Here is a 26,404-nt window from a genome sequence, read left to right as displayed (position 1 = left end):
CCCGGGCGGGGCGGTTTCTCCCGTCCCGCCCGGGGCACGCATCAGTAACACCCCGACCACTCCGGGGAAAGGACGCGACGCCATGTCGGAAGCCGTCACCCGTTCCGTCACGACCGAGTCAGGTCTCCTTGCGTCACTGGATCCCCTGCTCAGGGAGTGGCTGCCGCGACAGCGCTGGTTCGCGGGGAAGGGACGCCCGGTCACCGGGTTCTCGCCGGTGGCGGCCACCGAGCTGCTGCCGGCCGGCGGAAAGCTGGGCCTGCACCATCTGCTGGTGCGCGCCCACCAGCCGCTCACACTGGGCGCCCCGCCCCACCCCGGAGACTGCTACCAGCTGCTGATAGGCGAGCGCGAGGCGCTTCCGCCGCGGCTTGCGCCCGCGCTGATCGGGCATGTGACCGAGGGCCCGCTCGCCGGACGGACGGTGTACGACGCCCTCTACGACCCCCGGCCGGGCGACGTGCTCCTGGAGGCGCTGCGCACCCGCGCCCGCGTCGGCACCCTGCGCTTCGAACGGGATGTGCAGCAGGAGATCCGCTCCGGACTGGTGCCCCGGCTGGTGACCGCCGAGCAGTCCAACTCGTCGGTCGTCTACGGAGATACGTTCATTCTGAAGCTGTTGCGCCGGATCGTGCCGGGCGTCAATCCCGACCTGGAGCTCCCGCTGGCGCTGGCCCGCGAGGACTGCCCCCGGGTGCCCGCGCCCACCGCGTGGATGCTGGCGGACCTCGCCGACCAGACGTATGTGCTGGGCGTGCTCCAGCCGTTCATACAGGGCGCGGCGGACGGCTGGGAGCTGGCGCTGCGTGAGCTGGCGAAGGGCGAGGACTTCGCCGCCGAGGCCCGGGCGCTGGGGCGTGCCACGGCCGAGGTGCACACCGCGCTGGCCCGAGCGCTGCCCACGGTGACACTCGGCCATACGCAGCTGCATCTGCTGGTCGACGGCATGGTCGAGCGGCTCGACGCGGCCGCGCAGGCGGTGCCCACGCTGCGTCCTTACGCGCCCGGGCTGCTCTCCGCGTTCGAGGCGCTGGCCGACCTGGCCGCCGAGGGCCGCACCTGGACCGCCCAGCGCATCCACGGCGACCTCCATCTCGGCCAGTGCCTGCGCTCGCCCGCCGGTCAGTGGCGGCTGATCGACTTCGAGGGCGAGCCGTCCAAGCCGCTCGCCGAACGCCGGATGCCGCAGCCGCCCGTGCGGGACATCGCGGGGATGCTCCGCTCCTTCGACTACGCCGCCCACTCAGCCGACCCGCCCGCACCGGACTGGGCGCAGACGTGCCGGGCCGCGTACTGCTCCGGGTACGCCGAGGCCGGCGGCGGCGATCCGCGCACCGACGCGGTGCTGCTGCGCGCCTACGAGACCGACAAGGCGATCTACGAAGTCGTCTACGAGGCCCGGCACCGCCCCGACTGGCTCCCGGTACCGATGTCCGCGGTACGCCGCCTCGCCGCGTCCGGCTGACCCGACCAGACCAGACACACCAGACCCACCTCACTTGACCTTCGCCGAGGAGGCGCCGCCCGTGACCGCCCGCACCCCGTCCGACGATTCGAAGAAGACGGCAGAGGAGAACAGCGCCGCGAAGGAGACGAAGACGGCTTCGCCTGCGAAGAAGGCGGCCAAGAAAGCGGCAAAGAAGGCCACGACCGCCAAGGCCACGGCACAGAAGGCGGCTGTCAAGAAGACCGCGGGGAAGAAGACCGCGGCGACGAAGAACGCTGCGAAGAAGGCGGACTCCAAGAAGACCGCGGAGACCAAGAAGACTTCGGCGAAGAAGGCCCTCGCACAGAAAGCTGCCGCGCAGCAGCCCCCGGCACAGCGGACCACCACGAGGAAGGCTGCTGCCAAGAAGATCCCGGCGCAGAAAGCGGCCGTCCGGAAGGCCACACCGACGAAGGTCACCGCCAGGAAGGACCCCGCGCCGAACTCCGCTCCACCGCCGGAGGCACCCGTCTCCCCCGCCGTCGACGCCGGTGACCGCGAGCGCCTGCTGAGCGGCACGCACCACTCCCCGCACTCCGTGCTCGGCGCCCACCCGGTCTCCGGCGGTGTCGCGTTCCGTGCCTTCCGGCCGTATGCGCTGTCCGTGACGGTCGTCGCCGGTGAGCTGCGGGCGGAGCTGCACGACGACGGGGACGGGTTCTTCTCGGGGCTGCTGCCGCTGCGGGACGTGCCGGTGTACCGGCTGCTGGTGGCGTACGAGGGGACGGTCCAGGACACCGAGGACGCGTACCGCTTCCTGCCCGCGCTGGGCGATCTCGATCTGTATCTGATCGGCGAGGGCCGGCACGAGCAGCTGTGGACGGCGCTCGGCGCGCAGCCGATGACTCACCAGGGCGTGGCCGGGACCCGCTTCACGGTCTGGGCGCCGAACGCGCGGGGCGTCAGCCTGGCCGGCACCTTCAACTTCTGGGACGGCACCGGGTACCCGATGCGCTCGCTCGGCTCGTCCGGGATCTGGGAGCTGTTCGTGCCCGGCACAGGAGAGGGTGAGCTGTACAAGTTCGAGATCACCCGCCCCGACGGTTCCCGGACCCTGCGCGCCGACCCGATGGCCCGCCGCACGGAGATCCCGCCGAACACGTCCTCCATCGTGGACGCCTCGCACCACGAGTGGGGCGACGAGGAGTGGCTGGCCAGGCGCGGTCAGGTCCCCGCGCACGAGGCGCCCTTCTCCGTCTACGAGATCCATCTGCCGTCCTGGCGCCCCGGCCTGACATACCGTCAACTGGCGGAGCAGCTGCCGGCGTACGTCAAGGACCTCGGCTTCACCCACGTCGAGCTGATGCCGGTCGCCGAGCACCCCTTCGGCGGCTCCTGGGGCTACCAGGTCACCGGCTTCTACGCACCGACCGCCCGCCTGGGCACGCCCGACGACTTCAAGTACCTGGTGGACGCCCTGCACCAGGCCGGCATCGGCGTCCTGATGGACTGGGTCCCGGCACACTTCCCGCGTGACGACTGGGCGCTGGCCGAGTTCGACGGCCGCACGCTGTACGAGCACGAGGACCCGCTGCGGGCCGCCCACCCCGACTGGGGCACCCTCGAGTTCGACTACGGCCGGCGCGAGGTGCGCAACTTCCTCGTCGCCAACGCCATCTACTGGTGCGAGGAGTTCCACATCGACGGGCTGCGGGTGGACGCCGTCGCCTCCATGCTCTACCTCGACTACTCGCGCGAGCCGGGCCAGTGGCTGCCGAACGAGCACGGCGGCCGGGAGAACCTGGACGCGGTCGGCTTCCTCCAGGAGATGAACGCCACGGTCTACCGGCGGGTGCCGGGCGTGGTGACGATCGCGGAGGAGTCGACGGCCTGGGACGGCGTCACCCGCGCCACGCACCACATGGGCCCGGGCGGCTTCGGGGGCCTCGGCTTCGGCCTGAAGTGGAACATGGGCTGGATGCACGACTCGCTGGACTACATGGCCAATGAGCCGGTCCACCGCAAATACCACCACCACGAGATGACCTTCTCGATGGTCTACGCCTACAGCGAGAACTACGTCCTGCCGATCTCCCACGACGAAGTCGTCCACGGCAAACGAGCCCTCGTGTCGAAAATGCCCGGCGACTGGTGGCAGCAGCGCGCCAACCACCGTGCGTACTTGGGCTTCATGTGGGCCCACCCCGGCAAACAACTCCTCTTCATGGGCCAGGAGTTCGCCCAGGGCGCGGAATGGTCCGAGGCACACGGCCCGGACTGGTGGCTACTGGACTCCGCCTACGGCGCGGAGGCCGACCACCGCGGCGTCCGGGACCTGGTCCGCGACCTCAACACCGTCTACCGGGCCACCCCGCCCCTCTGGCAGCTCGACACCGAACCGTCCGGCTTCCAGTGGGTGGTCGGGGACGCCGCCGAGGACAACGTCTTCGCCTTCCTGAGGTACGACACGGAGGGCACCCCCCTCCTGTCCGTCTCCAACTTCTCCCCCGTCGTCCGCCACGACTACCGACTCGGCGTCCCCGACACCGTCCCCGCCTGGCACGAAACCCTCAACACGGACGCCGCGAAGTACGGCGGCAGCGACGTGACGAACCCCGACCCGGTCAAACCGGAGCCACAGGGGTGGCACGGCCGCGCGGCAAGCATCCGCGTGACCCTGCCACCGCTGGCCACCGTGTGGCTACGCCCGGCCTAGCGCATTCGGCAACCGCCCTGTGTGCAGCACCCCGAGCCGCTGTGTGGCCCGGGTCAGGGCTACATACAGGTCGCTTGTGCCGTACGAACCCGGCTCGACCACCAGCACCGAGTCGAATTCGAGCCCCTTCGCCTGACGCGGGTCGAGGAGTACGACGGTCCGCGTCAGGTCGGGCTCGGTGCCCGCTGTCACCCCGTCCAACTGCGCCGCCAGTCTGCGGTGCAGGGGGCGGGGGGCGATGACCGCGAGGCGGCCCTCGGCGGGGGTCAGCTCCTCGACCGCCTTGGCGACCGCGCCGGGCAGGTCGTCGGTGGCCCGCACCCAGGGCCGTACCCCGGTCGAGCGCACCGAACTCGGCGGCTCGAAGCCGGGGTTCTCGGCGCGCACCACGGCAGCCGCGAGTTCCATGATCTCGGCGGGTGTGCGGTAGTTGACGCCGAGGCGGGTGTGCTCCCAGCGATCCTCGACATAGGGCTCCAGGATCTTCGCCCAGGAACCCACCCCCGCCGCCTCCGCCGTCTGCGCCGGATCGCCCACCAGAGTCATCGACCGGGTCGGGCTGCGCCGCATCAGCAGCCGCCACGCCATCGGCGACAGCTCCTGCGCCTCGTCGACGATGATGTGCCCGAACGCCCAGGTCCGGTCGGCCGCCGCGCGCTCGGCGGCGCTGCGGTGGTCGTCCTCCTCCTGGCGTTCGGCGAACCGCTCGGCGTCGATGATGTCGTGCGCGGACAGGACTTCGGAGGCATCAGGGTCAGATTCCTGCTTGTCCTCGAACTCGTAGGTACGGGACGCGTACGACACGTCCAGCACGCCCTGCGCGTACGACACCTGCCTCTCCCGCTCGCGTTCCGCCCGAAGCCGCGCCAACCGGTCGTCCTCGCCCAGCAGTTCGGCTGCCTCGTCGAGCAGCGGTACGTCCGCCACCGTCCACGCGCGCGTGACCGGGCGGCGGATGGCGGCCGCGTCGGCGTCGCAGACGTACCCCTCGGGCTCGGCCAGGAAGTCCGCGACCAGGCGGCGCGGGGTGATCCTGGGCCACAGCTGGTCGATGGCGGACCAGACTTCGGGGTTCTCGGCGAGTTCGTCGCGGATCTGGGTGATGTCGGCGGCGTCGAGGAGGCTCGTACCGTCGTACGGGTCGGTGCCGACGCGTTCGGCGTACAGCTCGGTGAGCGTGTTGAGGACATGGCCCTCGAAGTGCTCGCGGGCCGCGTTGTGCGGGAGCCCCGCGGCGCGGGTGCGCTCGCGGGCGACGCCGACCAGGCCGTCGTCGAGCATCAGGATCTCGCGGTCGTGCTCGATGGCGATCACCGGGTCGGGGAGGGCTTGGCGGTCGCGTACGACCCTTGCCAGTACGTCGGACATCTCCGCGCGGCCCTTCACCGCAGCCGCCTCGGGCGTGTCCGTCGCCGTCGCCTTCACGCCGGGGAACAGCTCGCCGACCGTTGCCAGGAGCACGCCGGTCTCGCCCAGCGAGGGCAGCACCTCGCCGATGTAACCGAGGAAGGCGGGGTTGGGGCCGACGATCAGGACGGCCCGCTTGGCGAGCAGTTCGCGGTGCTCGTAGAGGAGATAGGCCGCCCGGTGCAGGGCCACCGCCGTCTTGCCGGTGCCCGGGCCGCCTTCCACCACCAGCACCCCGCGGTGCGGTGCGCGGATGATCTCGTCCTGCTCGGCCTGGATGGTCTGCACGATGTCGGTCATCCGGCCGGTGCGAGCCGAGTTGAGCGCGGCGAGCAGGACCGCGTCGCCGGCCGGGTCCTCGTGGCCGGTGCGGGTGGCGTCGCCGACGTCGAGGAATTCGTCGTGCAGGTCGGTGACCCGGCGGCCGTCGGTGCTGATGTGCCGGCGGCGGCGCAGGCCCATCGGGGTGTGGCCGGTGGCCAGATAGAAGGGGCGGGCGACATCGGCACGCCAGTCGATCAGGACCGGGGTGCGTTCGGCGTCGTCGGTGCGCAGGCCGATCCGGCCGATGTGGTGGCTGACGCCGGAGGTGAGGTCGATCCGGCCGAAGCAGAGCGAGCCGTCCACCGCGTTCAGCGCGGCGAGCAGACCCGAGCGTTCGGCGACCAGGATGTCCCGCTCCAGGCGGGCCTGCATGGGCGTGTTGCCCTGGGCCAGCGCGTCCGTGACGGAGTGCTCGGTGTCGCCGCGCAGCGCGTCCACGCGCGCGTACAGGCCGTCGATGAATTCCTGCTCGCGGCGCATTTCATCGTCTGGAAATTCGCTGTTTGACAATTCCACTCCCGCCCGGATATACTGTGCTCGTTGAACTTCTCCGCGACCCTATTGCCCTGAAGTCGCGAACCATTGAATATACGCAAAGAAATGCCCCGGACGCAATTGCGTCCGGGGCATTTCTTTCGTCTTCGGCCGGTTACAGCACTACAGCACGTCGGCGAGTTCCTCCAGCAGCCGCCGCTTGGGCCGCGCGCCCACCATCGACCGCACGGGCTCACCGCCGCGGAACACCATGAGCGTGGGCGTCGACAGCACGCCGTACGCGATCGTGGTCTGCGGATTGCGGTCCACGTCGAGCTGGACGATCCGCAGCCGGTCGCCCTCCTCGAAGGCGATGTCCTTCAGCACCGGCGCGAGCTGCCGGCACGGCCCGCACCAGTCGGCGGTGAACTGCACGAGCACCGGCAGATCGGATTCGATCACCTCCGCCCCGAAGTCCGCGTTGGTCACCTCGGCCACGCCTTCCACCTTGATCACAGGCCCTGCCCTCCCATTTCGCACAACGGTGATTCACCCTCGGCCAGGGCCAGCCGTACGCCGATCTTCGCCCGCACCGCCCGCAACTCGCCGATCAACGCGTCCAGCTCGTCCAGCTTGCGCCGGTAGACCGCGAGGGAGGCAGGGCACTGGTCGCCCTCGGAGTGCCCGGCACGCAGGCACTCCACGAAGGGCCGTGTCTCCTCCAGGTCGAACCCGAAGTCCTGCAGCGTCCGGATCTGCCGGAGCAGCTTCAGGTCGTCCTCGTCGTACGTCCGGTATCCGTTGCTCCCGCGCCGCGCGGTCAGCAGACCCCGCGACTCGTAGTACCGCAGCGTCCGCGTCGTGGTCCCGGCCCGTGCGGCCAGCTCGCCGATTCGCATGTCTACGAACGTAGTCCTTGACGCCGACGTCAAGGCAACAGCGGTTTCCGCTGCACCGGGGAGGTCAGGACGATCGACGTCGTCGTGCGGCCCAGGGCGGAGACCGCTTCGAGGACCTCCTCCAGGTGAACCGTGTCCCGGACGGCGACCTTGAGGATCCAGCAGTCCTCACCGATCACATGGTGCACCTCGGTGATCTCGGGACGCTCCATCAGCTCCAGGGTCCTGGGGTGCTTGAGGTTGTAGCCGCCGTGCGGGTTCACGCGGATGAACGCCTGGATGCCGTAGCCGAGGCGGGCCGGGGCGACATGGGCGCCGTAGCCGCTGATCACACCCGCCGCTTCCAGCCGTCGTACCCGCTCGGTGACCGCCGCCGGGCTGAGCCGAACCCGGCGGCCCAGTTCGCTGAGCTTGATCCGGCCGTCGGTCTGGAGGAGTTCCAGGATCTGCCGGTCCAGCGCGTCGAAGGCCACCGATGTTTCGTCGGCTGTCGTGCGCAGATGCCGAGGTTCTTTCGGCGCTGCGGCCGGAACTCCCATGCTTCCCCCTTCAGGAGGTGCGGATACGCCGGGAGAATTATGGTCATGGAAAACGCCCGAGAGGTACTGGTCATCGGCGGGAGCCGCTATTTCGGCAAGCGGCTCGTCGCGCGGTTGCTGGCCGCCGGGGACCGGGTGACGGTCCTCAGCCGCGGCTCGTCGGCGCCTCCGCCCGGCGCGCTGCACCTCGTCGCCGACCGGAACGACGAGAAGTCCCTGACGGACGCGCTCGGTTCGCGCACCTTCGACGTGGTCGTCGACCAGGTCTGCTACACCCCACGGCAGGCGGCGCTCGCCCGCCGGGTCTTCGCCGGCCGCACCGGGCGCTATGTGATGACGTCCACGGCCGAGGTGTACGAGTACGAGGACTCGATCGCGCTCGTACGGGAAGGCGCCGTCGACGCTCGCGAGATACCCGTCGATCTCGGACTCCCCTGGAACGACCCGGAGTTCCTCGACCGCCACTACGGCGAGGGCAAGCGGCAGGCCGAGGCCGTGTTCGCCGCCGCCCCGGAGTTCCCGTACACGGCCGTCCGGGTGGCCCATGTGCTGGGCGGTGACGACTTCACGGGAAGACTGGAGCACTACGCCTCCCGCATCCGGGGCGGTGAGCCGATCGCCGTGCCCGCCGCGAACCAGCCCGCCACCTACATCCACGTCGAGGAGATCGCCGACTTCCTGGCGTGGGCGGCCGGTGAGGACTTCACCGGTCCGGTGAACGCCGCCTCCCACGGCGTACTGACCACCGAGGAGCTGTGCAAGGCGGTGAGCGCGCAGCTGCCCGAGGGCAAGGTCGTCCTCCAGTGGGTGGAGGTCGGCGAGGTCTCGCCGCTCTCCTTCTTCCGCTCCTACGGCATGGACAACTCCCGGGCGACCCGGCTCGGTTTCACCTTCGGCGATGTACGGCAGTGGCTGCCGAAGGCGGTCGCCGAAACGCTGGGAAAGGGTGACTGAACATGCGGTACCGCACACTTGGCGGCCTGCACGTGAGCGCGATCGGGCTCGGGGCCATGCCGCTGTCCATCGAGGGCCGGCCGGACGAGACGCGCGCCCTGGCCACGGTGCACGCCGCGCTCGACGCGGGCGTGACGCTGGTGGACACGGCGGACTCCTATCACCTGCCCGGCGACGCACCCGGCCACAACGAGCAGCTGGTCGCCCGGGCCCTCGCGACCTACGGCGGTGACACCGCGGACGTGCTGGTGACCACGAAGGGCGGGCGTGGTCGCCCCGGCGACGGCAGCTGGACGGTGACGGGCTCCGCGCGGCATCTCAAGGCCGCCGCCGAGGCCTCGCTGAAGCGGCTCGGGGTGGCGGCGATCGGCCTCTATCAGCTGCACAAGCCGGACCCCACCGTCCCGTTCGAGGAGTCCGTCGGCGCGCTGCGCGAACTGCTCGACGAGGGCAAGATCCGGCTGGCGGGAGTATCCAACGCGGACGCGGGTCAGATCCGCCGGGCCCACGCGATCCTCGGGGACCGGCTGGTCTCGGTGCAGAACCAGTACTCGCCTGCCGTGTGCGACAGCGAGGCGGAGCTACGGCTCTGTGCCGAGCTGGGGCTGGCGTTCCTGCCGTGGAGCCCGCTCGGCGGTATCTCCCGCAGTTCGCTGGACGGGCCGTCCCGGCTGGAGGGGACCGACCGCTTCGGCGCGTTCCACGCCGTGGCGAAGGAGCGCGGGGTCAGTCCCCAACAGGTGTGCCTGGCCTGGCTGTTGGCCGCATCCCCGACGGTGATCCCGATCCCGGGCGCGAGCCGGCCGGAGACGATCAGGGACTCGGCGGCAGCGGCGGACCTGGTGCTGAGCGCGGAGGAGCTGGCCCGGCTGGACGGGGTCGGCTAGGGCAACGGGCTCCGCCCTCCAGGGCAACAGGCCATGCCTGAAAGGGCAAGGGCCTCTGCCCGTCCGGTCACTCGCCGACACCACCCACGCCTCCTGCACCGAGCAGGCGGCGGGTCAGCTGGTCGCGGTCGGAGAGGAGTTCGTCGAGAGCGGCGCGGACGTCCTCGGGCGTCGGTGGACGCCGATTCCCGCTCGGCCGCGATCAGCACGGAGCGTCGTACGAGCTCCGTCGATGGAGATCTCCACCTCGTGCGACTCCCCCATGCCCGGAGGAAATGGGCCGAGCGGCCAGGCTACGGGGGAGCACCTGGCCGCTCGGGGTATGTGGAGCTTTCTGCTATGCCTTCGCCAGCTCCTTGTCGCCACCCTGCTCAGGCGCCTCCGCAGGCGTCCCGTCGCCGTCGTCCAGCAGGGTCTGCTCGTCGAACGGGGCGTGGCCGGCGAGGACCTGGTCCACCCGCTCCCGGTCGATCTCCTTCGTCCACGTACCGATCAGCACCGTGGCGACCGCGTTGCCCGCGAAGTTCGTCAGGGCGCGGGCCTCGCTCATGAAGCGGTCGATGCCGACGATGAGTCCGATGCCGTCGACCAGCGCGGGCTTGTGGGACTGGAGCCCGCCCGCGAGGGTCGCGAGACCGGCGCCGGTGACACCCGCCGCACCCTTCGAGGCGACGAAGAGGAAGAGCAGCAGCGGGATCTGCTCGCCGATCGACATCGGCGTACCCATCGCGTCGGCGATGAACAGCGACGCCATGGTCATGTAGATCATGGTGCCGTCGAGGTTGAAGGAGTAGCCGGTCGGGACGGTGATGCCGACCACCGGCTTGCTGACACCCAGGTGCTCCATCTTCGCGATGAGCCGCGGCAGCGCGGACTCGGACGACGAGGTCGACAGGATCAGCAGGAACTCGCGGCCCAGGTACTTGAAGAGGGAGAGGATGTTCAGGCCCGCCACCACTCGCAGCAGTGCGGCGAGCACGATGAAGACGAACAGGAAGCACGTGGTGTAGAAGCCGAGCATCAAGAGGGCGAGATCCTTCAGCGCGCCCACGCCTGCCGATCCGACCACGGCCGCCATGGCACCGAAGGCGCCGATCGGGGCCGCCCACATCACCATCGCCAGGATGCGGAAGACAAGCCGCTGGATGTGCTCGATACCGCGCAGGATCGGCTGTCCTGTCGGGCCCATGGCCTGCAGCGCGAAGCCGGCGAGCAGGGCGATGAGCAGGGTCTGGAGCACCGATTCCGAGGTGAAGGCGGAGACGATCGTGGTCGGGATGATGCCGAGCAGGAACTCGGTGGTGCCCTTGGCCTCCGCGTCGACCTGGGCGTGACCGGCCTCCTTGACCGCGTCGGTCACCGCGAGGCCGGTGCCCGGGTCGAGCAGGTTGCCGACGACCAGGCCGATGCCCAGGGCGACCAGCGACATGATCGTGAAGTAGGCCAGCGCGATACCGCCGACCGCGCCGACCTTCGCGGCCTTCCGTACCGAGCCGATGCCCAGCACGATCGTGCAGAAGATGATCGGCGAGATCATCATCTTGATCAGGTTCACGAACCCGGTGCCGATCGGCTTCAGCTCGACGGCGAAGTCGGGCGCGGCCATACCGACGGCGATGCCTGCGGCGACCGCGACGATCACCGCGATGTAGAGGTAGTGGGTGCGGTCCCGTTTGGCTCGGGGTGCGGCAGGTGCCGTATCGGCTGCGCTGGTCACGGCGGCCCTCCTTGACGACGTCGTCGACATCACCGGCGTGCGGCTCACGTCCGGGGGATTGCGGGGATTTTTGGGGATCTGCCCGGGAGTGGTGCTTCGCGGACTGCCGTGACTATCTCCCGCCCTGTGAGGGCGGTCACCCTTCCGTTCATTTAGTTCATGCTTAACGTGAGAGGCACACTGACGACATGCACGTGCGCTTCCCGAGACCCCGCAGCCTGGCCGGCCAGCTCTTCGCCGTGCAGGCCGTGCTGCTCACGATCGTCGTGCTCGGGTACGCACTGTTCACCTACGTCAGCGACCGCGACCAGGCCGAGGACGCGGCGCGGCGCCAGGCCACGGCGGTGGCCCGCTCGGTGGCCGACTCCCCCTCCGTACGGGAGGCGATCCGCACCCCCGACCCCAGCGCCCGGCTCCAGCCGTACGCGCTGCAGGTCATAAAGGACGCCGACGTCGACTTCGTGACGATCATGAACACGAAAGGCATCCGCTGGACCCACCCCGACCCGGCCCAGATCGGCCAGCCGTTCCTCGGTCACATCGCCCGCGCACTGAGGGGCGAGTCCTTCACCGAGACCTACACGGGCACGCTCGGCCCGTCGGTCCGGGCCGTCACCCCGGTGTGGGACGGCGGGAAGGTCGTCGGCCTGGTCAGCGCGGGCATCAGGGTCGAGGCGATCAGCAGGCGGGTCCAGGGCCAGCTGACCGCGCTCATCGGTGTCGCGGCCGGCGCGCTCGCCCTGGGCGCGATCGGCACGTTCGTCGTCAATGCCCGGCTGCGACGCCACACCCACGGCATGAACGCGGCCGAGCTGAGCAATATGCACGACTACCACCAGGCCGCCCTGCACGCCGTACGCGAAGGCCTGCTGATGCTCGACGGGCAATACCGTGTCGCGCTGATCAACGACGGGGCGCGGGAGCTGCTCGGGGTGAGCGAGGAGGTGATCGGCCGCTCGGTCGCCGAGCTGGGTCTGCCCGCACCGCTCACCGGCGCGCTGCTCGCGTCGGAGCCCCGGGTGGACGAGGTGCATCTGACGGCGGACCGGGTGCTCGTGGTGAACACCTCACCGGTGTCGGGCGGCGAGCGCCGCGGAACCGTGGTGACCTTGCGCGACGTCACCGAACTCCAGTCCCTCATGGGCGAGTTGAACTCCGAACGCGGCTTCACCCAGGCGCTGCGCTCGCAGGCCCACGAGGCGGCGAACCGGCTCCACACGGTGGTCTCGCTGATCGAGCTGGGCCGCGCGCAGGAGGCCGTGGACTTCGCGACGGCCGAGCTGGAGCTGGCGCAGGCGCTGACCGACCAGGTGGTGGCCGCGGTGAGCGAGCCGGTCCTCGCGGCCCTGCTGCTCGGCAAGACGGCCCAGGCGAACGAGCGGGGTGTGGAGCTGGTGGTGTCGGAGGACAGCCGTCTGGACGACGGGCTGCTCCCCGAGTCTCTGCCCGCGCGGGACCTGGTGACCATCCTGGGCAACCTCATCGACAACGCGGTGGACGCGGCGCAGGGCAGCGTGCGGGCGCGGGTGACGGTGACGGCGTACACGGAAGGCGGCTCGGAGCTGGTGCTGCGGGTGTGCGACACGGGTGCGGGCGTCGATCCCGCGCACGCGGAGGACGTCTTCCAGCGCGGCTTCTCGACCAAGCCGGCGGGGCCGGGCGGGCGGGGTCTTGGCCTGGCCCTGGTACGGCAGGCGGTCACCCGGCACGAGGGAGAGCTGACGGTGACGGAGGCGGCCGGGGGCGGCGCCCAGTTCCAGGTGCGGTTGCCGTTGAATAGCCCGGTGTCCGAGCGTGCGGTGACCGGAGGTGGCGGATGACAGCGGCCCAGCAGCCCATCCGGGTCCTGGTCGTGGAGGACGACCCGGTCGCCGCCGACGCGCATGTCATGTACGTCGGCCGCGTCCCCGGGTTCGTCGCGGTCGGCAAGGCGCACACCGGCGCGGAGGCGCGGCGCGCGCTGGACCGTACGCCGGTCGATCTGCTGCTGCTGGACCTGCACCTGCCGGATGTGCACGGGCTGCAGCTGGCCCGCTCGCTGCGGGCGGCCGGCCATCACGCGGACGTGATAGCGGTGACGTCGGCACGGGATCTGACGGTCGTCCGCGAGGGCGTCTCACTGGGCGTCGTGCAGTACGTCCTCAAGCCCTTCACCTTCGCCACCCTGCGGGACCGGCTCGTCAGATACGCCGAGTTCCACGCGGCGGCGGGCGAGGCGAGCGGCCAGGACGAGGTCGACCGCGCCCTGGCGACCCTGCGCGCCCCGAGCCCGGCCGCCCTGCCCAAGGGGTTGAGCGCCCCGACACTGGAGCGGGTCTCGGTGGTCCTGCGGGACTGCGGCGACGGCCTGACGGCGACGGGCGTCGCGGAGGCGGTGGGCATCTCACGGATCACCGCCCGCCGCTATCTGGAACACCTGGTGGACGCGGGACGAGCGGCCCGCAGCCCGCAGTACGGGACCGTGGGACGGCCCGAGTTGCAGTACCGGTGGGTGAAGGGCCAGTAGAGCTGCTGCAGGGCCATTGACCTGACTAGACCATTCCTCCTACGTTCACCGGGCAGCCATCCCGGCCACAACGAAGTGAGCCCGTAGGAGGTCGTGCCCATGCGCCCCACCGCCGTTCTCCCCACCCTTGTCGCAGCCGCCCTGTCCGCCACCGCCCTCACAGCCTGCGGCGGAGGACCCGGCAGCGACCCCGACACCGTGAAGGTCTCCTTCAAGCAGTCCACGGACAACAACATCAAAGTTCTGGACACGTTCCTCGCGGACATCAAGAAGCAGTTCGAGAAGGAGAACCCCGGCAAGAAGATCGAGCTCGTCCCGATCAAGGCCCCGGACTCGGAGTACTACACCAAGGTCCAGCAGATGCTCCGCTCCCCGAAGACGGCCCCCGACCTGGTCTATGAGGACACCTTCCTCATCAACTCCGACATCATCAGCGGGTACTTGAAACCCCTGGACGACTATCTCGCCAAGTGGCCGGACTGGAACCAGTTCATCGACACGGCGAAGGCCGCGGCCCAGGGCGAGGACGGGAAGACGTACGGCGTCCCGGACGGTACGGACACCCGCGGACTCTGGTTCGACAAGGCGATCTTCGCGAAGGCGGGTCTGCCCGCCGACTGGCAGCCGAAGAGCTGGGACGACGTCCTCACAGCCGCCCGCACCATCAAGGAGAAGGTCCCCGGCGTCACCCCGCTCAACGTCTACACGGGCAAGCCCGCCGGTGAGACCGCGACGATGCAGGGCTTCGAGATGCTGCTGTACGGCACGAACGACGGCAAGACCGACCCGCTGTACGACGAGTCGTCGAAGAAGTGGATCGCGGGCAGCCAGGGCTTCAAGGACGCGCTGACGTTCGTGGAGACCGTCTACAAGGAGAAGCTCGGCCCGGACGTCGCCGACGCCCTCGACCCCAACTTCGCCACCCGCGTCCGCGGCGAGCTGCTCCCCGAGGGCAAGCTCGGCATCAACCTCGATGGCTCCTGGCTTCCGCAGGACTGGCTGGAGGGCAGCGGGCACGAATGGCCCGAGTGGTCGGAGAAACTCGGACTCGCCGCCATGCCCACACAGAACGGCCAGGCTCCCGGCAAGGTCAGCATGTCCGGCGGCTGGACCTGGTCGATCCCGGACAAGGCGGCCAACCCCGACCTCGCCTTCAAGTTCATCGAGACGATGCAGACCAAGGCGAACGCCCAGAAGTGGTACATCGCCAACTCCGGTATCGCCGTACGCAAGGACGTCGCCGCCGACCCCGAGTACGTCAGGGCGCAGCCCGGCATCAAGTTCTTCACCGACCTCGTCTCCAGCACGCACTACCGGCCCGCCTTCAAGGCGTATCCGCAGGTGTCCACGGCCATCCAGGAGGCGATGGAGGGCGTGACGACGGGTGACATGTCGGTGGACGAAGCGGCCGGCGGCTACGACGAAGCGCTCAAGGCGGCCGCCGGCGACCAGGTCGTCGAGAAGTGAACGGCGGCGACCGTACATGACAGCCGCCACACGGCACCCGGGCCGGGCCCTGACCCGCGCTCTCCCTGTCTCCCCCGCCCTCGTCCTGCTGATCCTCTTCCTCGCGGGCCCGATCGCCTACTGCGCCTACATCGCCTTCACCGACCTCCAGCTCACCGGACAGGCCGAGTCGTCCTTCGTCGGATTCGAGAACTTCCGTAAGGCATTCCAGGACGAGGCGTTCCTCAACGCCGTATGGCTGACGCTGGTGTTCACGGTACTGTCGTCGCTGGTCGGCCAGAACACGCTGGGGCTGGCGCTGGCGGCACTGATGCAGCGCGCTTCCAAACCCGTCCGCACTCTGGTCGGCGGGATCGTGATCACGGCATGGGTGCTGCCGGAGGTGGTCGCCGGCTTTCTGCTGTACGCGTTCTTCCGCCGCGAGGGCACGCTGAACGCCGTCCTGGACCTCCTCCATCTCCCGTCCCAGAACTGGCTGTTCACACTGCCGATCCTCGCGGTGTCCTTCGCCAACGTATGGCGCGGCACGGCGTTTTCGATGCTGGTCTACTCGGCGGCGCTGAACGAGATCCCCAAGGAGATCACCGAGGCCGCCGAGGTGGACGGCGCGAGTGGCTGGCGCCGTATGTGGCACATCACGCTGCCGATGATCCGCCGTTCGATCGGCACGACCCTGATGCTCAACACCCTCCAGACGCTGTCCGTGTTCGGCCTGATCTGGGTGATGACCCGGGGCGGTCCGGGCGGCAAGAGCCAGACACTCCCGCTGTTCATGTACGAGCAGGCCTTCCAGAACAGCCTGATCGGCTACGGCACCGCGGTCGCCCTGCTCCTGCTGCTGGTCGGCTCCGTCTTCTCCCTCGTGTACATGCGCCTGCTGCGGACGGAGGTCTGACGCCATGGCACTCACGCTCACGTCCCGGCGCAAGCGGCACAGGCTGGCCGCCGACGCGGGTCTGCTGGTGGTCGCCGCGGCCTTCTGCCTGCCGCTGGCCTGGGTGGTCCTGTCCGCCGTGGACCCGGATGCGAACCTTCAGGTGAAGGCCCCCGACGGCCTCACGTTCGACAACTTCGATGCGATCCTGACCCAGGACATCACCTTCACCCCGCTGCTGAACAGTCTGATCCTGTGCGGCGGCGGGACCCTGCTGACGGTGGTCTGCGCGGCACTGGCGGCGTACCCCTTGTCCCGCTTCCGCTCCCGCCTGAACCGCCCGTTCCTGCTGACGATCCTCTTCGCGACGTGCCTGCCGGTCACCGCGATCATGGTGCCGGTGTACGCGCTGTTCGTACAGGTCGATCTCATCGACACCATGCAGGGCACGATCTTCTTCTTCGCGGCCTCCCAACTCCCCTTCGCCATCTGGCTGATGAAGAACTTCATGGACGGCGTGCCGAAGGAGCTGGAGGAGGCGGCATGGACGGACGGGGCGTCGTCCTTCCAGTTGCTGATCCGGATCGTGCTGCCGCTGATGGGACCCGGGGTGGCGGTGGTGACCGTGTTCTCGTTCGTGATGATGTGGGGGAACTTCTTCGTCCCGTTCATGCTGCTGCTGACGCCGGACCAGATGCCGGCGGCGGTGAGCATCAACGAGTTCTTCGGGAACCGGGGGGCGGTCGTGTACGGGCAGCTGGCGGCGTTCTCGATCGTCTACTCGACGCCGGTGATCCTGCTGTACGTACTGATCGCCCGGCGGCTGGGGGGAGGGTTCGCGCTGGGCGGGGCGGTCAAGGGCTGATCCCGCTCACCCCTGAGGCAGCACCCCTGGACGGAACGGCTCCACTCCCACGACCCTCCGCACCCGCACCGGCTCGATCAGCAGCATCACACGCCGCTCCCCCGGCAGCAGCCAGGGATACCGCTCCTGACCGATGTACTTCTGCGTGAGCCGGTCCATCGACCGCTCGGCCTCCTCGCCCTCGACGAACCGTACGACCCTGCCCCGGATCTCCACCCGGTCGTAGGGGTTGTCGGGGTCGTGGTGGGACAGGGAGACGTTCGGATTGCGCCGCAGGTTCTCCTCCTTCACACGTCCGATTGCCGTGTTGACCATCACGAACTCATCTTCGACATCCGCCCACATGGGCGAGATCTGCGGCGTCCCGTCCGGGCCGACCGTCGCGAGGTGCCAGAAGTTGGGCGCCAGCAGCCGCTCGCGAATATGCCCCTCTACCTTGCCATTCACTTCGTACATGATCGTCACACTCCTCCCGGGCGCCCGTCCGGGCGCCCGGGAGCCATCCTCACCATCGCCCGCGCACCACCGACAGATGATCTCCGGACACCCGAACCCGTGGCCGAAACCGTACGTTCCTACAATCCGTGATCCTGGCCGAACTGACCGTAGTCACCACACTCCCGCGCCCCTAGCTTGTGGCGCGTGCGCCGACCCCAAGCTCTGCCGAACCAGCCAGGTCCCCCCTTCAACGCCCCCGCCGCCCGCAGACTCCGTACCGCGCTCGGCATGGGGCCCGAACATGTCGCCCACGACCTGCGGGCGTTGTACGGCATGCCGTACGTCACCCTGGATCTCGTCGTCGCCTGGGAACGCGGCGCCCTCACCCCCACCAGCCCCGAACTCACCGCACTCGCGGGTGTGTTGTGGTGCTCGCCGGGCGAACTGATCGGTCAGCCGCGGACCTTGCGCGAGCACCGCATCGCCCGTGGGATGGCACCCGAGGACGTCGCCCGTACCGTCGGGGTCGAACTCGTCGCATATCTCCGGATGGAGGAGACCGACGACTGGCGCGGCACCGACCGCCAGTCCTCCGCCCTCGCCGACCTGCTCGGCCTGTCGCTGCCCGACTTCGTCACCGTCACCGGCCGCGACCCGAAGCTGGCGGATCTGCTGCGCGGCGCTGTGACGACGCGCTGGCAGGCGTACGTCCGGCCGGTCGGGAAGATGGTGCCCCTGGACCGGCACCTTCTGGAGGTCACCCTCCAGGAGCTGTACCAGGAGTATCAGGGGCGGATGGTCGCCACGCTCAGCTGGGGCGGCGGCTCAGGGAGCTCGGACCGGTTCGGCCGCGACTTCCTCGACCGGATCCTGGACCATTTCTGGACCCGGCTCAGTGATCGTTCTCCAGGTACCGTCTGAGCAGGTCCACGCCGTAGTCGCCGCCGTTCGGCGTGCGGATGATGGTGTGGATGTGCTGCTGGGTGGGCGTTCCGTTCGGGCCGCCCATGCCGCCGCCGTCACCTTGGCTGTCCTTGTTGCCGTAGGCCAGGGGGGCTGGGCGTCGTACTCGATGAGGACGACCGGGCTGTGCACGCGGTAGTAGAAGGCTCTGGGACTTCTTGCACGCGTTCAGACGACACCACTCGGTCTGGCAGATGTCACAGTCCTTCACGGGTGCGCGCAGTCCAGCAGCCATGCGTTGAAGCCGATCGGCAGCACTACGGGCGGTTCCTGCGTGGTCTTGTGGCGCGTGCCTGCCATCGTGTCACCGCCCCTGGACGTCATCGCGCTGCTGGGCCGCGTCGTGGCCCGGCGATCTCGGCAGCAAGAGCAGTCATCCTCCCACTTGGCCTTCGTGAAGGATCTGGGTGTGACGACGTTGTTCCTGACGGTCGGCCTGCCAGGGGCCGGAAAGACCACGAGAGCTCGGCAGCTGGCCAAGGAGCACAGCGCTCTGCGGCTGACGCCGGATGAGTGGATGATCCCGCTGTTCGGCGACCCGCAGCCGGAGGGGAAGCGCGATGTGCTGGAAGGACGGCTGCTCTGGCTTGGTCTGGAGGCGCTGAGGTTGGGAACCAACGTGGTCCTGGATTTCGGATGCTGGTCTCGTGACGAGAGATCCGCGATCCGCTGGTTGGTGATGTCTGTGGGCGCGTCCTGTCAGCTTGTGTATGTGCCGGTGGACCACGAGACCCAACGCGCTCGGGTCGCCCATCGCCAGTCGACCGCCCCTGATCAGACCTTCGCGATGAGCGAGACAGACCTCGTGCGCTGGAGGACGCTGTTCGAGGAGCCCGATGTCGCGGAACTCGAGGGCCATGGGGTTGGAGTTCCGCCTCCTGGGTGGTCAGGCTGGCTGGAGTGGGCTACCGATCGGTGGCCGTCGCTCGCGTGACCGTCGGGCCGACCTTGGTGCCAGTACTGGGGGCGGGAGCCTGGGGTCAGCCGTGGGCGCACGTGGATAGTTCGACAACCTAGCCGTGCCAGGGGCGCCGGGCCCAGAAAGGTCCGCCGGACAGGCCCTAATCTCCGCGCTTCGGGTGCGCTGCGCGCCAGGCGTCGAGCCGGTCGACGGGCCAAAGGGGGGTGCGGCCAACGTAGACAGGGGCAGGAAAGTCGGCGCGGCTGCTGTTGAGGTTGTAGACGTGCTGGACGGTGACCTTGAGCCGTTCAGCCGCCTGCCGGGCGTCTTCATATCCAGGAATCGTGATGGTCATGGATCCCAAACTACCTCGGTTTGCCTTAGCTCGACTAATCAAGTATTAGTTCTTAGGTCAGCTAATCAGTGACGGGAGGTGACATGACGCAGACTGCCCAGAAGGAACGGAAATCCCGGGGGAAGAACAAGGCCCCGAAGTGGACCAAGCCCGACGACGGGATCGTGTCGGTGATAGTGCTACCGCTGGCCGTCACCGATCCCGCCGAACTCGCCCGGCTGGAGAAGCTGTTCGGGGCGATGTGGTCGATCAAGCGGACCGTCCAGCGCGACGCCCGCGCCAAGGTCGATGCCTACTGGGCAGCACTCCACGAGCGTGACGAGCCCGGGGCGAAGGCCGTACGGCAGCGCCTCGGCCTGTCCCGTGAGGCCCTGGAGCGCTGCGCGTACAAGCACCTGGAAGACGCCGGGCACCTCAAGCACCACGCCAGCAAGGCCTTGGCCATGCACATGGCCGACGAGGTGTGGAACGGCGTCCAGCGCCACCTGTTCCCCGACAACACCGGCCACCGGCACGGCCGCCCCAAGACCGGCCGCGGGCACGACTTCACCCGTATCCCCGGCCGCGCCCGCTCCCACACCACCGCCAACAAGTGGGAGACCTTCCGCCTCGTCGGCTCACTGCACGGCCACGTCATGGCCTACACCGACGGCGGCCGGCGCACCCTGATGCAGCCCCGTCGTATGCCCACCCCGGCCGCGCCGTCCGACAGCGTCCCCACGGGCAAGACCACCGTGTCGGGCAAGCCCGCGACGCGGAAGGCGACATGGTGGGACCACACCGGCCCCCTCGCCATGGTCTTCACGGGCGGCCCGGACGGCAGCCGGGGTGACCTGGTGCTCCCGGTGCGCGTGCCGCAGCAGCCCGGCCAATGGGCGCGGGTCGAGCACTTCCTGTCGAATCCCGGCCGCTGGCACAAGGTTGATCTCGTACGCCGCCGCAAGGCGTCCGCGCCGGGCGGCTGGGTGTACGAGGCGCACTTGATGATCCTCGGCCCCGGATACACCGCCCCCGCCGTACAGCAGATGCGTGAACAGGCCGCCACCATGGACCGGATCGGCGGGGTGGACGGCAACGTCTCCAACATCTCCGTCGTCTCCCTGCCCGTCGGCCTCAACCCCGCCGAAGGCCGTCCGGAGTCCTCCGAGATCATCCTCACGGACGAAGAATTGGCGCGGTTGGAGAATGGGGCGAAAAAGCGGCGCGGCCGTGCTCGGGCGCTGGAGCGCTCCCGCCGTGCGACCAACACCGTGCAGTACGGCCTGTCGAAGAAGCAAGCCAAACGCGCTGAGCTCCGGGACGCCAAGGGGCTGACACCCAAGCAGGTCACCGTGCCCGGCGGGGCACGTGATGCCCGGTCGGACGGGTGCCGAAGCAGGCGTTCCGCCGCGACCGGATCTCTGTCGGTTACCGGGATCTGCGCGCCCGACAGGCCGAACACGCCACCTCGGCCGCCGAGTACCGACGCCATCGTGCCCGCCAGGTAGCCCGGCAGATCATCGCCGCGCACGGCGCTGTGCTCGTAGTGGAGGACTGCGACATTCGCGCCTGGTACCGGCTGTGGGGCAAGCGGCTATCACAGACCACACCCGGCATGCTGATCTCGGCGCTCGACCGCGAATGCCGGGCTGCGGGCGGAAGACTGGTGCGGGCGTCCACCTGGTCAACGGCCTTGTCGCAGCACTGCCTGTGCGGCGAACGGGTCTCCAAGACTCTGCGCGACCGTGAGCACAAGTGCACCGCGTGCGGCCTCGTCGGCAAGCGCGACATGGTCTCCGCCGCCCTGGCCGCGTTCGTCCGCTTCGTCGACGTGGACGACCCCAAGACCGCGTACCTGGACACGACCGCGTCCCGGCACGCGCAGATCACTTTCGGAGAAGGGCTGGAAGAAGCCCTGCGGGAGTCAACCGCACCGAGCCAGACCACCGTTCGCGGTGCTGGCCATGCGGCAGTCCCACGGCAACGCCGTGCGACCTCTGCTCCCCGAACCGCCGGACGGCGGTCCCGAGCGACCCCGGATGAGACACGCCCCATGCGTGACCACGCCGGAAAGCCCGGACACCGCCCCGGCTGCAATCCACAGCTCACCCTCTGGTGAACCACGGATCAAGTCTTAGAACACCGACTCCGCCTCGTCCATACGGTCCTTCGGCACGGTCTTCAGCTCGGTCACCGCTTCGGCCAGCGGCACCATCATGATGTCCGTGCCGCGCAGCGCGGTCATCTTGCCGAACTCGCCCCGGTGCGCGGCCTCGACCGCGTGCCAGCCGAAGCGGGTGGCGAGGACACGGTCGTACGCGGTCGGTACGCCGCCACGCTGGACGTGACCGAGGATGACCGGCTTGGCCTCCTTGCCGAGCCGCCGCTCCAGTTCGTACGCGAGTGCCGTGCCGATGCCCTGGAAGCGCTCGTGGCCGAACTGGTCGATCTCGCCGTGGCCGTAGTCCATGGTGCCCTCGGCGGGGTGGGCGCCCTCGGCCACGCACAGGACCGCGAACTTCTTCCCGCGGGCGAAGCGCTCCTCGACCATCTTGACCAGGTCGCCCGGGTCGAAGGCCCGCTCGGGCAGGCAGATGCCGTGGGCGCCGGCGGCCATGCCGGACTCCAGCGCGATCCAGCCGGCGTGGCGGCCCATGACCTCGACGACCATGACGCGCTGGTGCGACTCGGCGGTGGTCTTGAGGCGGTCCATCGCCTCCGTGGCCACGCCCACCGCCGTGTCGAAGCCGAAGGTGCGGTCCGTGGACGAGATGTCGTTGTCGATCGTCTTCGGTACGCCGACGACCGGCAGGCCCACGTCCGACAGCATGCGTGCCGCCGTCAGCGTGCCCTCGCCGCCGATCGGGATGAGCGCGTCGATACCGAACTCGCGCATCTCGTCCTGGGCCCCCTCACAGGCCTCGCGCAGTCGGTCGCGCTGGAGGCGGGAGGAGCCGAGGATGGTGCCACCACGGGCGAGGATGCCGCTGACGTCGTCAAGGTCGAGGTTGCGGTAGCGGCCGTCGAGCAGACCCGCGTAGCCGTCCTCGAAGCCGATCACCTCGTCGCCGTAGTGTGCGACCGCTCGGTGCACGACCGACCGGATCACGGCGTTCAGGCCGGGGCAGTCGCCGCCTGCGGTGAGAACTCCGATACGCATCGTGCTGTGTCTCCTGCTCGCTGTTGACACCGGTGAGCCAGTCCGATTGTTTCACGTCGCTCAGAGTGAGGTGCCTACCCCGAAGCTGACGGGCGCCTTATCCACCGGCAAGGGTATTGTCAAGAGGGTTCTGCTCACCCCGGTGGGCGATCTTCGCGAGCCGAAAAACCGACTGACCACAGCCCGGCAGACGGACCCCCAGACGGACCCCCCAGACGAACCAGCAGACGAAACGGAGAGCACGCGTGACCCGCAGCGTGTACGTGACCGGTATCGACCGCGGCGACGGCCGCCAGGTCGTCGAGCTGGGGGTCATGGAACTGCTGACCCGGCAGGTCGACCGGGTGGGCGTCTTCCGCCCGCTCGTCCACGACGGACCCGACCGGCTGTTCGAGCTGCTGCGCGCCCGGTACCGGCTCTCGCAGGACCCGGCGACGGTCTACGGCATGGACTACCACGAGGCGTCCGCGCTCCAGGCCGAGCAGGGCGCGGACGAGCTGGTCTCCACCCTCGTCGACCGCTTCCATCTCGTCGCCCGGGACTACGACGTCGTCCTCGTCCTCGGCACCGACTACGCCGACACCCAGTTCCCGGACGAGCTGGCCCTCAACGCACGGCTGGCGAACGAGTTCGGCGCGTCCGTGATCCCGGTGGTCGGCGGCCGGGGGCAGACCGCCGAGTCCGTGCTCGCCGAGACCCGCAACGCCTACCGCGCCTACGACGGCCTCGGCTGCGACGTCCTCGCCATGGTCACCAACCGGGTCGCCCGCGAGGACCGCGACCGCATCGCCGAGCGGCTCACCGACCGGCTGCCGGTGCCCTGCTACGTCGTGCCGGACGAGCCCGCCCTCTCCGCGCCGACCGTCTCCCAGATCAGCCACGCCCTCGGCGCCAAGGTGGTGCTCGGCGACGACTCCGGGCTCGCCCGGGACGCGCTGGACTTCGTCTTCGGCGGCGCGATGCTGCCCAACTTCCTGAGCGCCCTGACCCCGGGCTGCCTGGTCGTCACGCCGGGCGACCGCGCCGACCTGGTCGTCGGCTCGCTCGCCGCGCACAGCGCCGGCACCCCGCCGATAGCGGGCGTACTGCTGACGCTCAACGAGGTGCCCAGCGACGAGATCCTCACGCTCGCCGCCCGCCTGGCCCCCGGCACCCCGGTCCTCTCGGTCTCCGGCAACAGCTTCCCGACGGCCGCCGAACTCTTCGGCATGGAAGGGAAGTTGAACGCGGCCACCCCGCGCAAGGCGGAGACCGCGCTCGGCCTGTTCGAGCGGTACGCCGACACCGGGGACCTGCTGAAGCGGGTCAGCGCCCCCAGCAGCGACCGCGTCACCCCGATGATGTTCGAGCACAAGCTCCTCGAACAGGCCCGCTCCGACATGCGCCGGGTCGTCCTCCCGGAGGGCACCGAGCCCCGCGTCCTGCACGCCGCCGAGGTCCTGCTGCGCCGCGGCGTCTGCGACCTCACCCTCCTCGGCCCGGTCGACCAGATCCGCAAGAAGGCCGCCGACCTCGGCATCGACCTCGGCGACTCCCAGCTGATCGACCCGGCCACCAGCGAGCTGCGCGACGGCTTCGCCGAGCAGTACGCCGCCCTGCGCGCCCACAAGGGCGTGACGGTGGAGCTGGCGTACGACGTGGTCTCCGACGTGAACTACTTCGGCACGCTGATGGTGCAGGAGGGCCTGGCCGACGGCATGGTGTCCGGGTCGGTGCACTCCACGGCCGCGACGATCCGCCCCGGCTTCGAAATCATCAAGACGAAGCCGGACGCGTCCATCGTGTCCTCCGTCTTCTTCATGTGCCTCGCCGACAAGGTCCTCGTCTACGGCGACTGCGCGGTCAACCCCGACCCGAACGCCGAGCAGCTCGCCGACATCGCCATCCAGTCCGCCGCGACCGCCCAGCAGTTCGGCGTGGAGCCGCGGATCGCGATGCTGTCGTACTCGACCGGTACGTCCGGCTCTGGCGCCGACGTCGACAAGGTGCGCGAGGCGACCGAGCTGGTGCGGCTGCGCAGGCCCGACCTGAAGATCGAGGGGCCGATCCAGTACGACGCCGCCGTGGAACCGACCGTCGCCCGCACCAAGCTGCCGGAGTCCGAAGTCGCCGGTCAGGCAAGCGTATTGATCTTCCCCGACCTGAACACCGGCAACAACACCTACAAGGCCGTGCAGCGTTCGGCCGGCGCGATCGCCGTCGGCCCGGTCCTTCAGGGTCTGCGCAAGCCGGTCAACGACCTCTCCCGCGGCGCCCTCGTCCAGGACATCGTCAACACCGTCGCCATCACGGCGATCCAGGCCCAGACCCCGAGCGAGAAGGCAACCGCACAGTGAGCTCGTCCCGCGTCCTCGTCCTGAACTCCGGCTCCTCGTCAGTGAAGTACCAGCTGCTCGACATGCGCGACGGCAGCCGGCTGGCGGTGGGCCTGGTCGAGCGGATCGGTGAGGAGACCTCCCGGCTCAAGCACACCCCTCTTACCACCGGCGAGTCCCGTGAGTGGACCGGCCCGATCTCCGACCACGAGGCCGCGCTGAAGGCCGTATCGGAAGAACTGACGAGAGACGGGCTCGGCCTGGACTCGCCCGAGCTGGCCGCGATCGGCCACCGGGTGGTGCACGGCGGCCTGCACTTCACCGAGCCGACCGTGATCGACGACGCCGTACTCGCCGAGATCGAGCGGCTGATCCCGGTCGCCCCGCTGCACAACCCCGCCAACCTCACCGGCATCCGCACCGCCCAGGCGCTGCGCCCCGACCTGCCCCAGGTCGCCGTCTTCGACACCGCGTTCCACACGACGATGCCGGAGTCCGCGGCGCGCTACGCGATCGACGTGAAGACCGCCGACGAGCACCGGATCCGCCGGTACGGCTTCCACGGGACGTCGCACGCGTACGTCTCCCGGGCGACCGCCGAGCTGCTGGGCAAGGACCCTGCCGACGTCAATGTGATCGTCCTGCACCTCGGGAACGGTGCGTCCGCCTCGGCGGTCGAGGGCGGTCGATGTGTCGACACCTCCATGGGGCTGACGCCTTTGGAGGGGCTGGTGATGGGTACGCGGTCCGGGGACATGGATCCTGCCGTCATCTTCCATTTGATGCGCGTTGGCGGAATGTCCACGGACGAGATCGACACTCTCCTCAACAAGAAGAGTGGCCTGATCGGTCTGTGCGGGGACAACGACATGCGGGAGATCCGCCGCCGGATCGACGAGGGTGACGAACAGGCGAAGCTGGCCTTCGACATCTACATTCACCGGCTGAAGAAGTACATCGGCGCCTATTACGCCGTACTCGGACGGGTGGACGCGGTCGCCTTCACAGCGGGAGTCGGGGAAAACGCGAGCCCAGTGCGGGAAGCTGCCGTGGCGGGCCTGGAGGCGCTGGGCCTGGCCGTCGACAGCGAGCTGAACGCCGTACGGAGTGACGGGCCGCGGCTGATCTCGCCGGAGTCCGCGCGGGTCGCCGTCGCCGTGGTGCCGACCGATGAGGAACTGGAGATTGCGACACAGACGTATGCGCTCGTGAATGGTTCTCGGAATCTCACCTGAGCG

At 69.4% G+C, this 26,404-nt stretch carries 22 protein-coding genes; 14 read left to right on the top strand and 8 right to left on the bottom strand.

Annotation, left to right across the window (positions count from 1 at the left end; genetic code table 11):
- The first annotated feature begins 82 nt into the window (after positions 1-82).
- Positions 83-1,465 carry a maltokinase gene (locus QQY66_RS35320; RefSeq protein WP_301984390.1) on the top strand — a complete coding sequence of 461 codons (1,383 nt, stop codon included), beginning with the start codon at positions 83-85 and terminating at the stop codon, positions 1,463-1,465.
- 61 nt (positions 1,466-1,526) lie between these two features.
- Positions 1,527-4,142 carry a 1,4-alpha-glucan branching enzyme gene (glgB, locus tag QQY66_RS35315; RefSeq protein WP_301984389.1) on the top strand — a complete coding sequence of 872 codons (2,616 nt, stop codon included), beginning with the start codon at positions 1,527-1,529 and terminating at the stop codon, positions 4,140-4,142.
- On the opposite strand, the gene QQY66_RS35310 is transcribed toward glgB, so the two are convergent.
- The 4 genes from QQY66_RS35310 to QQY66_RS35295 all read right to left on the bottom strand — a co-directional run bounded on the left by QQY66_RS35310 (position 4,128) and on the right by QQY66_RS35295 (position 7,785).
- Positions 4,128-6,353 (bottom strand): UvrD-helicase domain-containing protein, encoded by a 2,226-nt coding sequence (locus tag QQY66_RS35310; protein ID WP_301984388.1) that lies wholly within the window; start codon positions 6,351-6,353, stop codon positions 4,128-4,130. The two genes, glgB and QQY66_RS35310, sit on opposite strands and share 15 nt — an antisense overlap.
- Before the next feature lie 177 nt (positions 6,354-6,530).
- A complete protein-coding gene (locus QQY66_RS35305) occupies positions 6,531-6,863 on the bottom strand; it encodes a co-chaperone YbbN (protein WP_301984386.1) in 333 nt (110 codons plus the stop codon).
- The gene (locus QQY66_RS35300) at positions 6,860-7,246 is read right to left on the bottom strand and encodes a MerR family transcriptional regulator (RefSeq protein WP_301984385.1); all 387 of its coding nucleotides are present in this window, start codon (positions 7,244-7,246) and stop codon (positions 6,860-6,862) included. Before QQY66_RS35300 ends, QQY66_RS35305 begins: the two co-directional genes overlap by 4 nt.
- 29 nt (positions 7,247-7,275) lie before the next feature.
- The gene (locus QQY66_RS35295) at positions 7,276-7,785 is read right to left on the bottom strand and encodes an Lrp/AsnC family transcriptional regulator (RefSeq protein WP_301984384.1); all 510 of its coding nucleotides are present in this window, start codon (positions 7,783-7,785) and stop codon (positions 7,276-7,278) included.
- 45 nt (positions 7,786-7,830) lie between these two features.
- On the opposite strand from QQY66_RS35295, the gene QQY66_RS35290 reads away from it, so the two are divergent.
- Together QQY66_RS35290 and QQY66_RS35285 are read left to right on the top strand one after the other, a co-directional pair.
- Entirely contained in the window at positions 7,831-8,739 is a 909-nt protein-coding gene (locus QQY66_RS35290; protein WP_301984383.1) for an NAD-dependent epimerase/dehydratase family protein, read from the top strand.
- A 2-nt stretch (positions 8,740-8,741) separates the two neighbouring features.
- Positions 8,742-9,626 (top strand): aldo/keto reductase, encoded by an 885-nt coding sequence (locus QQY66_RS35285; protein ID WP_301984382.1) that lies wholly within the window; start codon positions 8,742-8,744, stop codon positions 9,624-9,626.
- Positions 9,627-9,963: 337 nt separating this feature from the next.
- On the opposite strand, the gene QQY66_RS35280 is transcribed toward QQY66_RS35285, so the two are convergent.
- Entirely contained in the window at positions 9,964-11,343 is a 1,380-nt protein-coding gene (locus tag QQY66_RS35280; protein ID WP_301984381.1) for a cation:dicarboxylase symporter family transporter, read from the bottom strand.
- Between the two features lie 188 nt (positions 11,344-11,531).
- Between QQY66_RS35280 and QQY66_RS35275 the strand changes: the two genes are divergently transcribed.
- The 5 genes from QQY66_RS35275 to QQY66_RS35255 all read left to right on the top strand — a co-directional run bounded on the left by QQY66_RS35275 (position 11,532) and on the right by QQY66_RS35255 (position 17,055).
- The gene (locus QQY66_RS35275) at positions 11,532-13,163 is read left to right on the top strand and encodes a sensor histidine kinase (RefSeq protein ID WP_301984380.1); all 1,632 of its coding nucleotides are present in this window, start codon (positions 11,532-11,534) and stop codon (positions 13,161-13,163) included.
- Entirely contained in the window at positions 13,160-13,849 is a 690-nt protein-coding gene (locus tag QQY66_RS35270; protein WP_301984379.1) for a response regulator, read from the top strand. The genes QQY66_RS35275 and QQY66_RS35270 overlap by 4 nt, the downstream gene beginning before the upstream one ends.
- Positions 13,850-13,948: 99 nt before the next feature.
- Positions 13,949-15,316: an extracellular solute-binding protein gene (locus QQY66_RS35265; RefSeq protein WP_301984378.1), complete on the top strand. Its 1,368-nt coding sequence runs from the start codon at positions 13,949-13,951 to the stop codon at positions 15,314-15,316.
- A 16-nt stretch (positions 15,317-15,332) separates the two neighbouring features.
- Complete coding sequence (locus QQY66_RS35260) at positions 15,333-16,211, top strand: carbohydrate ABC transporter permease (protein ID WP_301984377.1); 879 nt, start codon at positions 15,333-15,335, stop codon at positions 16,209-16,211.
- A gap of 4 nt (positions 16,212-16,215) precedes the next feature.
- On the top strand, positions 16,216-17,055 hold the full coding sequence (locus QQY66_RS35255; RefSeq protein WP_301984376.1) for a carbohydrate ABC transporter permease: 840 nt from the start codon (positions 16,216-16,218) through the stop codon (positions 17,053-17,055).
- A 6-nt stretch (positions 17,056-17,061) separates the two neighbouring features.
- On the opposite strand, the gene QQY66_RS35250 is transcribed toward QQY66_RS35255, so the two are convergent.
- Entirely contained in the window at positions 17,062-17,511 is a 450-nt protein-coding gene (locus QQY66_RS35250; protein ID WP_301984375.1) for a PPOX class F420-dependent oxidoreductase, read from the bottom strand.
- 177 nt (positions 17,512-17,688) lie between these two features.
- Here QQY66_RS35250 and QQY66_RS35245 point away from each other — a divergent pair, with 177 nt between their 5' ends.
- On the top strand, positions 17,689-18,414 hold the full coding sequence (locus QQY66_RS35245) for a helix-turn-helix transcriptional regulator (RefSeq protein WP_301984374.1): 726 nt from the start codon (positions 17,689-17,691) through the stop codon (positions 18,412-18,414).
- Between the two features lie 451 nt (positions 18,415-18,865).
- On the top strand, positions 18,866-19,390 hold the full coding sequence (locus QQY66_RS35240; RefSeq protein WP_301987607.1) for an ATP-binding protein: 525 nt from the start codon (positions 18,866-18,868) through the stop codon (positions 19,388-19,390).
- Positions 19,391-19,517: 127 nt separating this feature from the next.
- On the opposite strand, the gene QQY66_RS35235 is transcribed toward QQY66_RS35240, so the two are convergent.
- Positions 19,518-19,712: an AlpA family transcriptional regulator gene (locus tag QQY66_RS35235; protein ID WP_301984373.1), complete on the bottom strand. Its 195-nt coding sequence runs from the start codon at positions 19,710-19,712 to the stop codon at positions 19,518-19,520.
- A gap of 83 nt (positions 19,713-19,795) precedes the next feature.
- Here QQY66_RS35235 and QQY66_RS35230 point away from each other — a divergent pair, with 83 nt between their 5' ends.
- Complete coding sequence (locus QQY66_RS35230) at positions 19,796-21,199, top strand: hypothetical protein (protein ID WP_301984371.1); 1,404 nt, start codon at positions 19,796-19,798, stop codon at positions 21,197-21,199.
- 626 nt (positions 21,200-21,825) lie between these two features.
- Here QQY66_RS35230 and QQY66_RS35220 read toward each other — a convergent pair.
- Positions 21,826-22,851, bottom strand: a complete 1,026-nt coding sequence (locus QQY66_RS35220; protein ID WP_301984370.1) for an ATP-dependent 6-phosphofructokinase — start codon at positions 22,849-22,851, stop codon at positions 21,826-21,828.
- A 245-nt stretch (positions 22,852-23,096) separates the two neighbouring features.
- Between QQY66_RS35220 and pta the strand changes: the two genes are divergently transcribed.
- Positions 23,097-25,187, top strand: coding sequence for a phosphate acetyltransferase (pta, locus tag QQY66_RS35215; RefSeq protein ID WP_301984369.1), 2,091 nt, complete (start codon positions 23,097-23,099; stop codon positions 25,185-25,187).
- Entirely contained in the window at positions 25,184-26,401 is a 1,218-nt protein-coding gene (locus QQY66_RS35210; protein WP_301984368.1) for an acetate kinase, read from the top strand. The genes pta and QQY66_RS35210 overlap by 4 nt, the downstream gene beginning before the upstream one ends.
- Positions 26,402-26,404: the final 3 nt, after the last annotated feature.

Origin of the sequence: Streptomyces sp. DG2A-72 (assembly GCF_030499575.1) — a bacterium.
In the GTDB taxonomy this organism is placed as follows: domain Bacteria; phylum Actinomycetota; class Actinomycetes; order Streptomycetales; family Streptomycetaceae; genus Streptomyces.
This window is presented reverse-complemented; position numbering and strand designations above follow the sequence as displayed.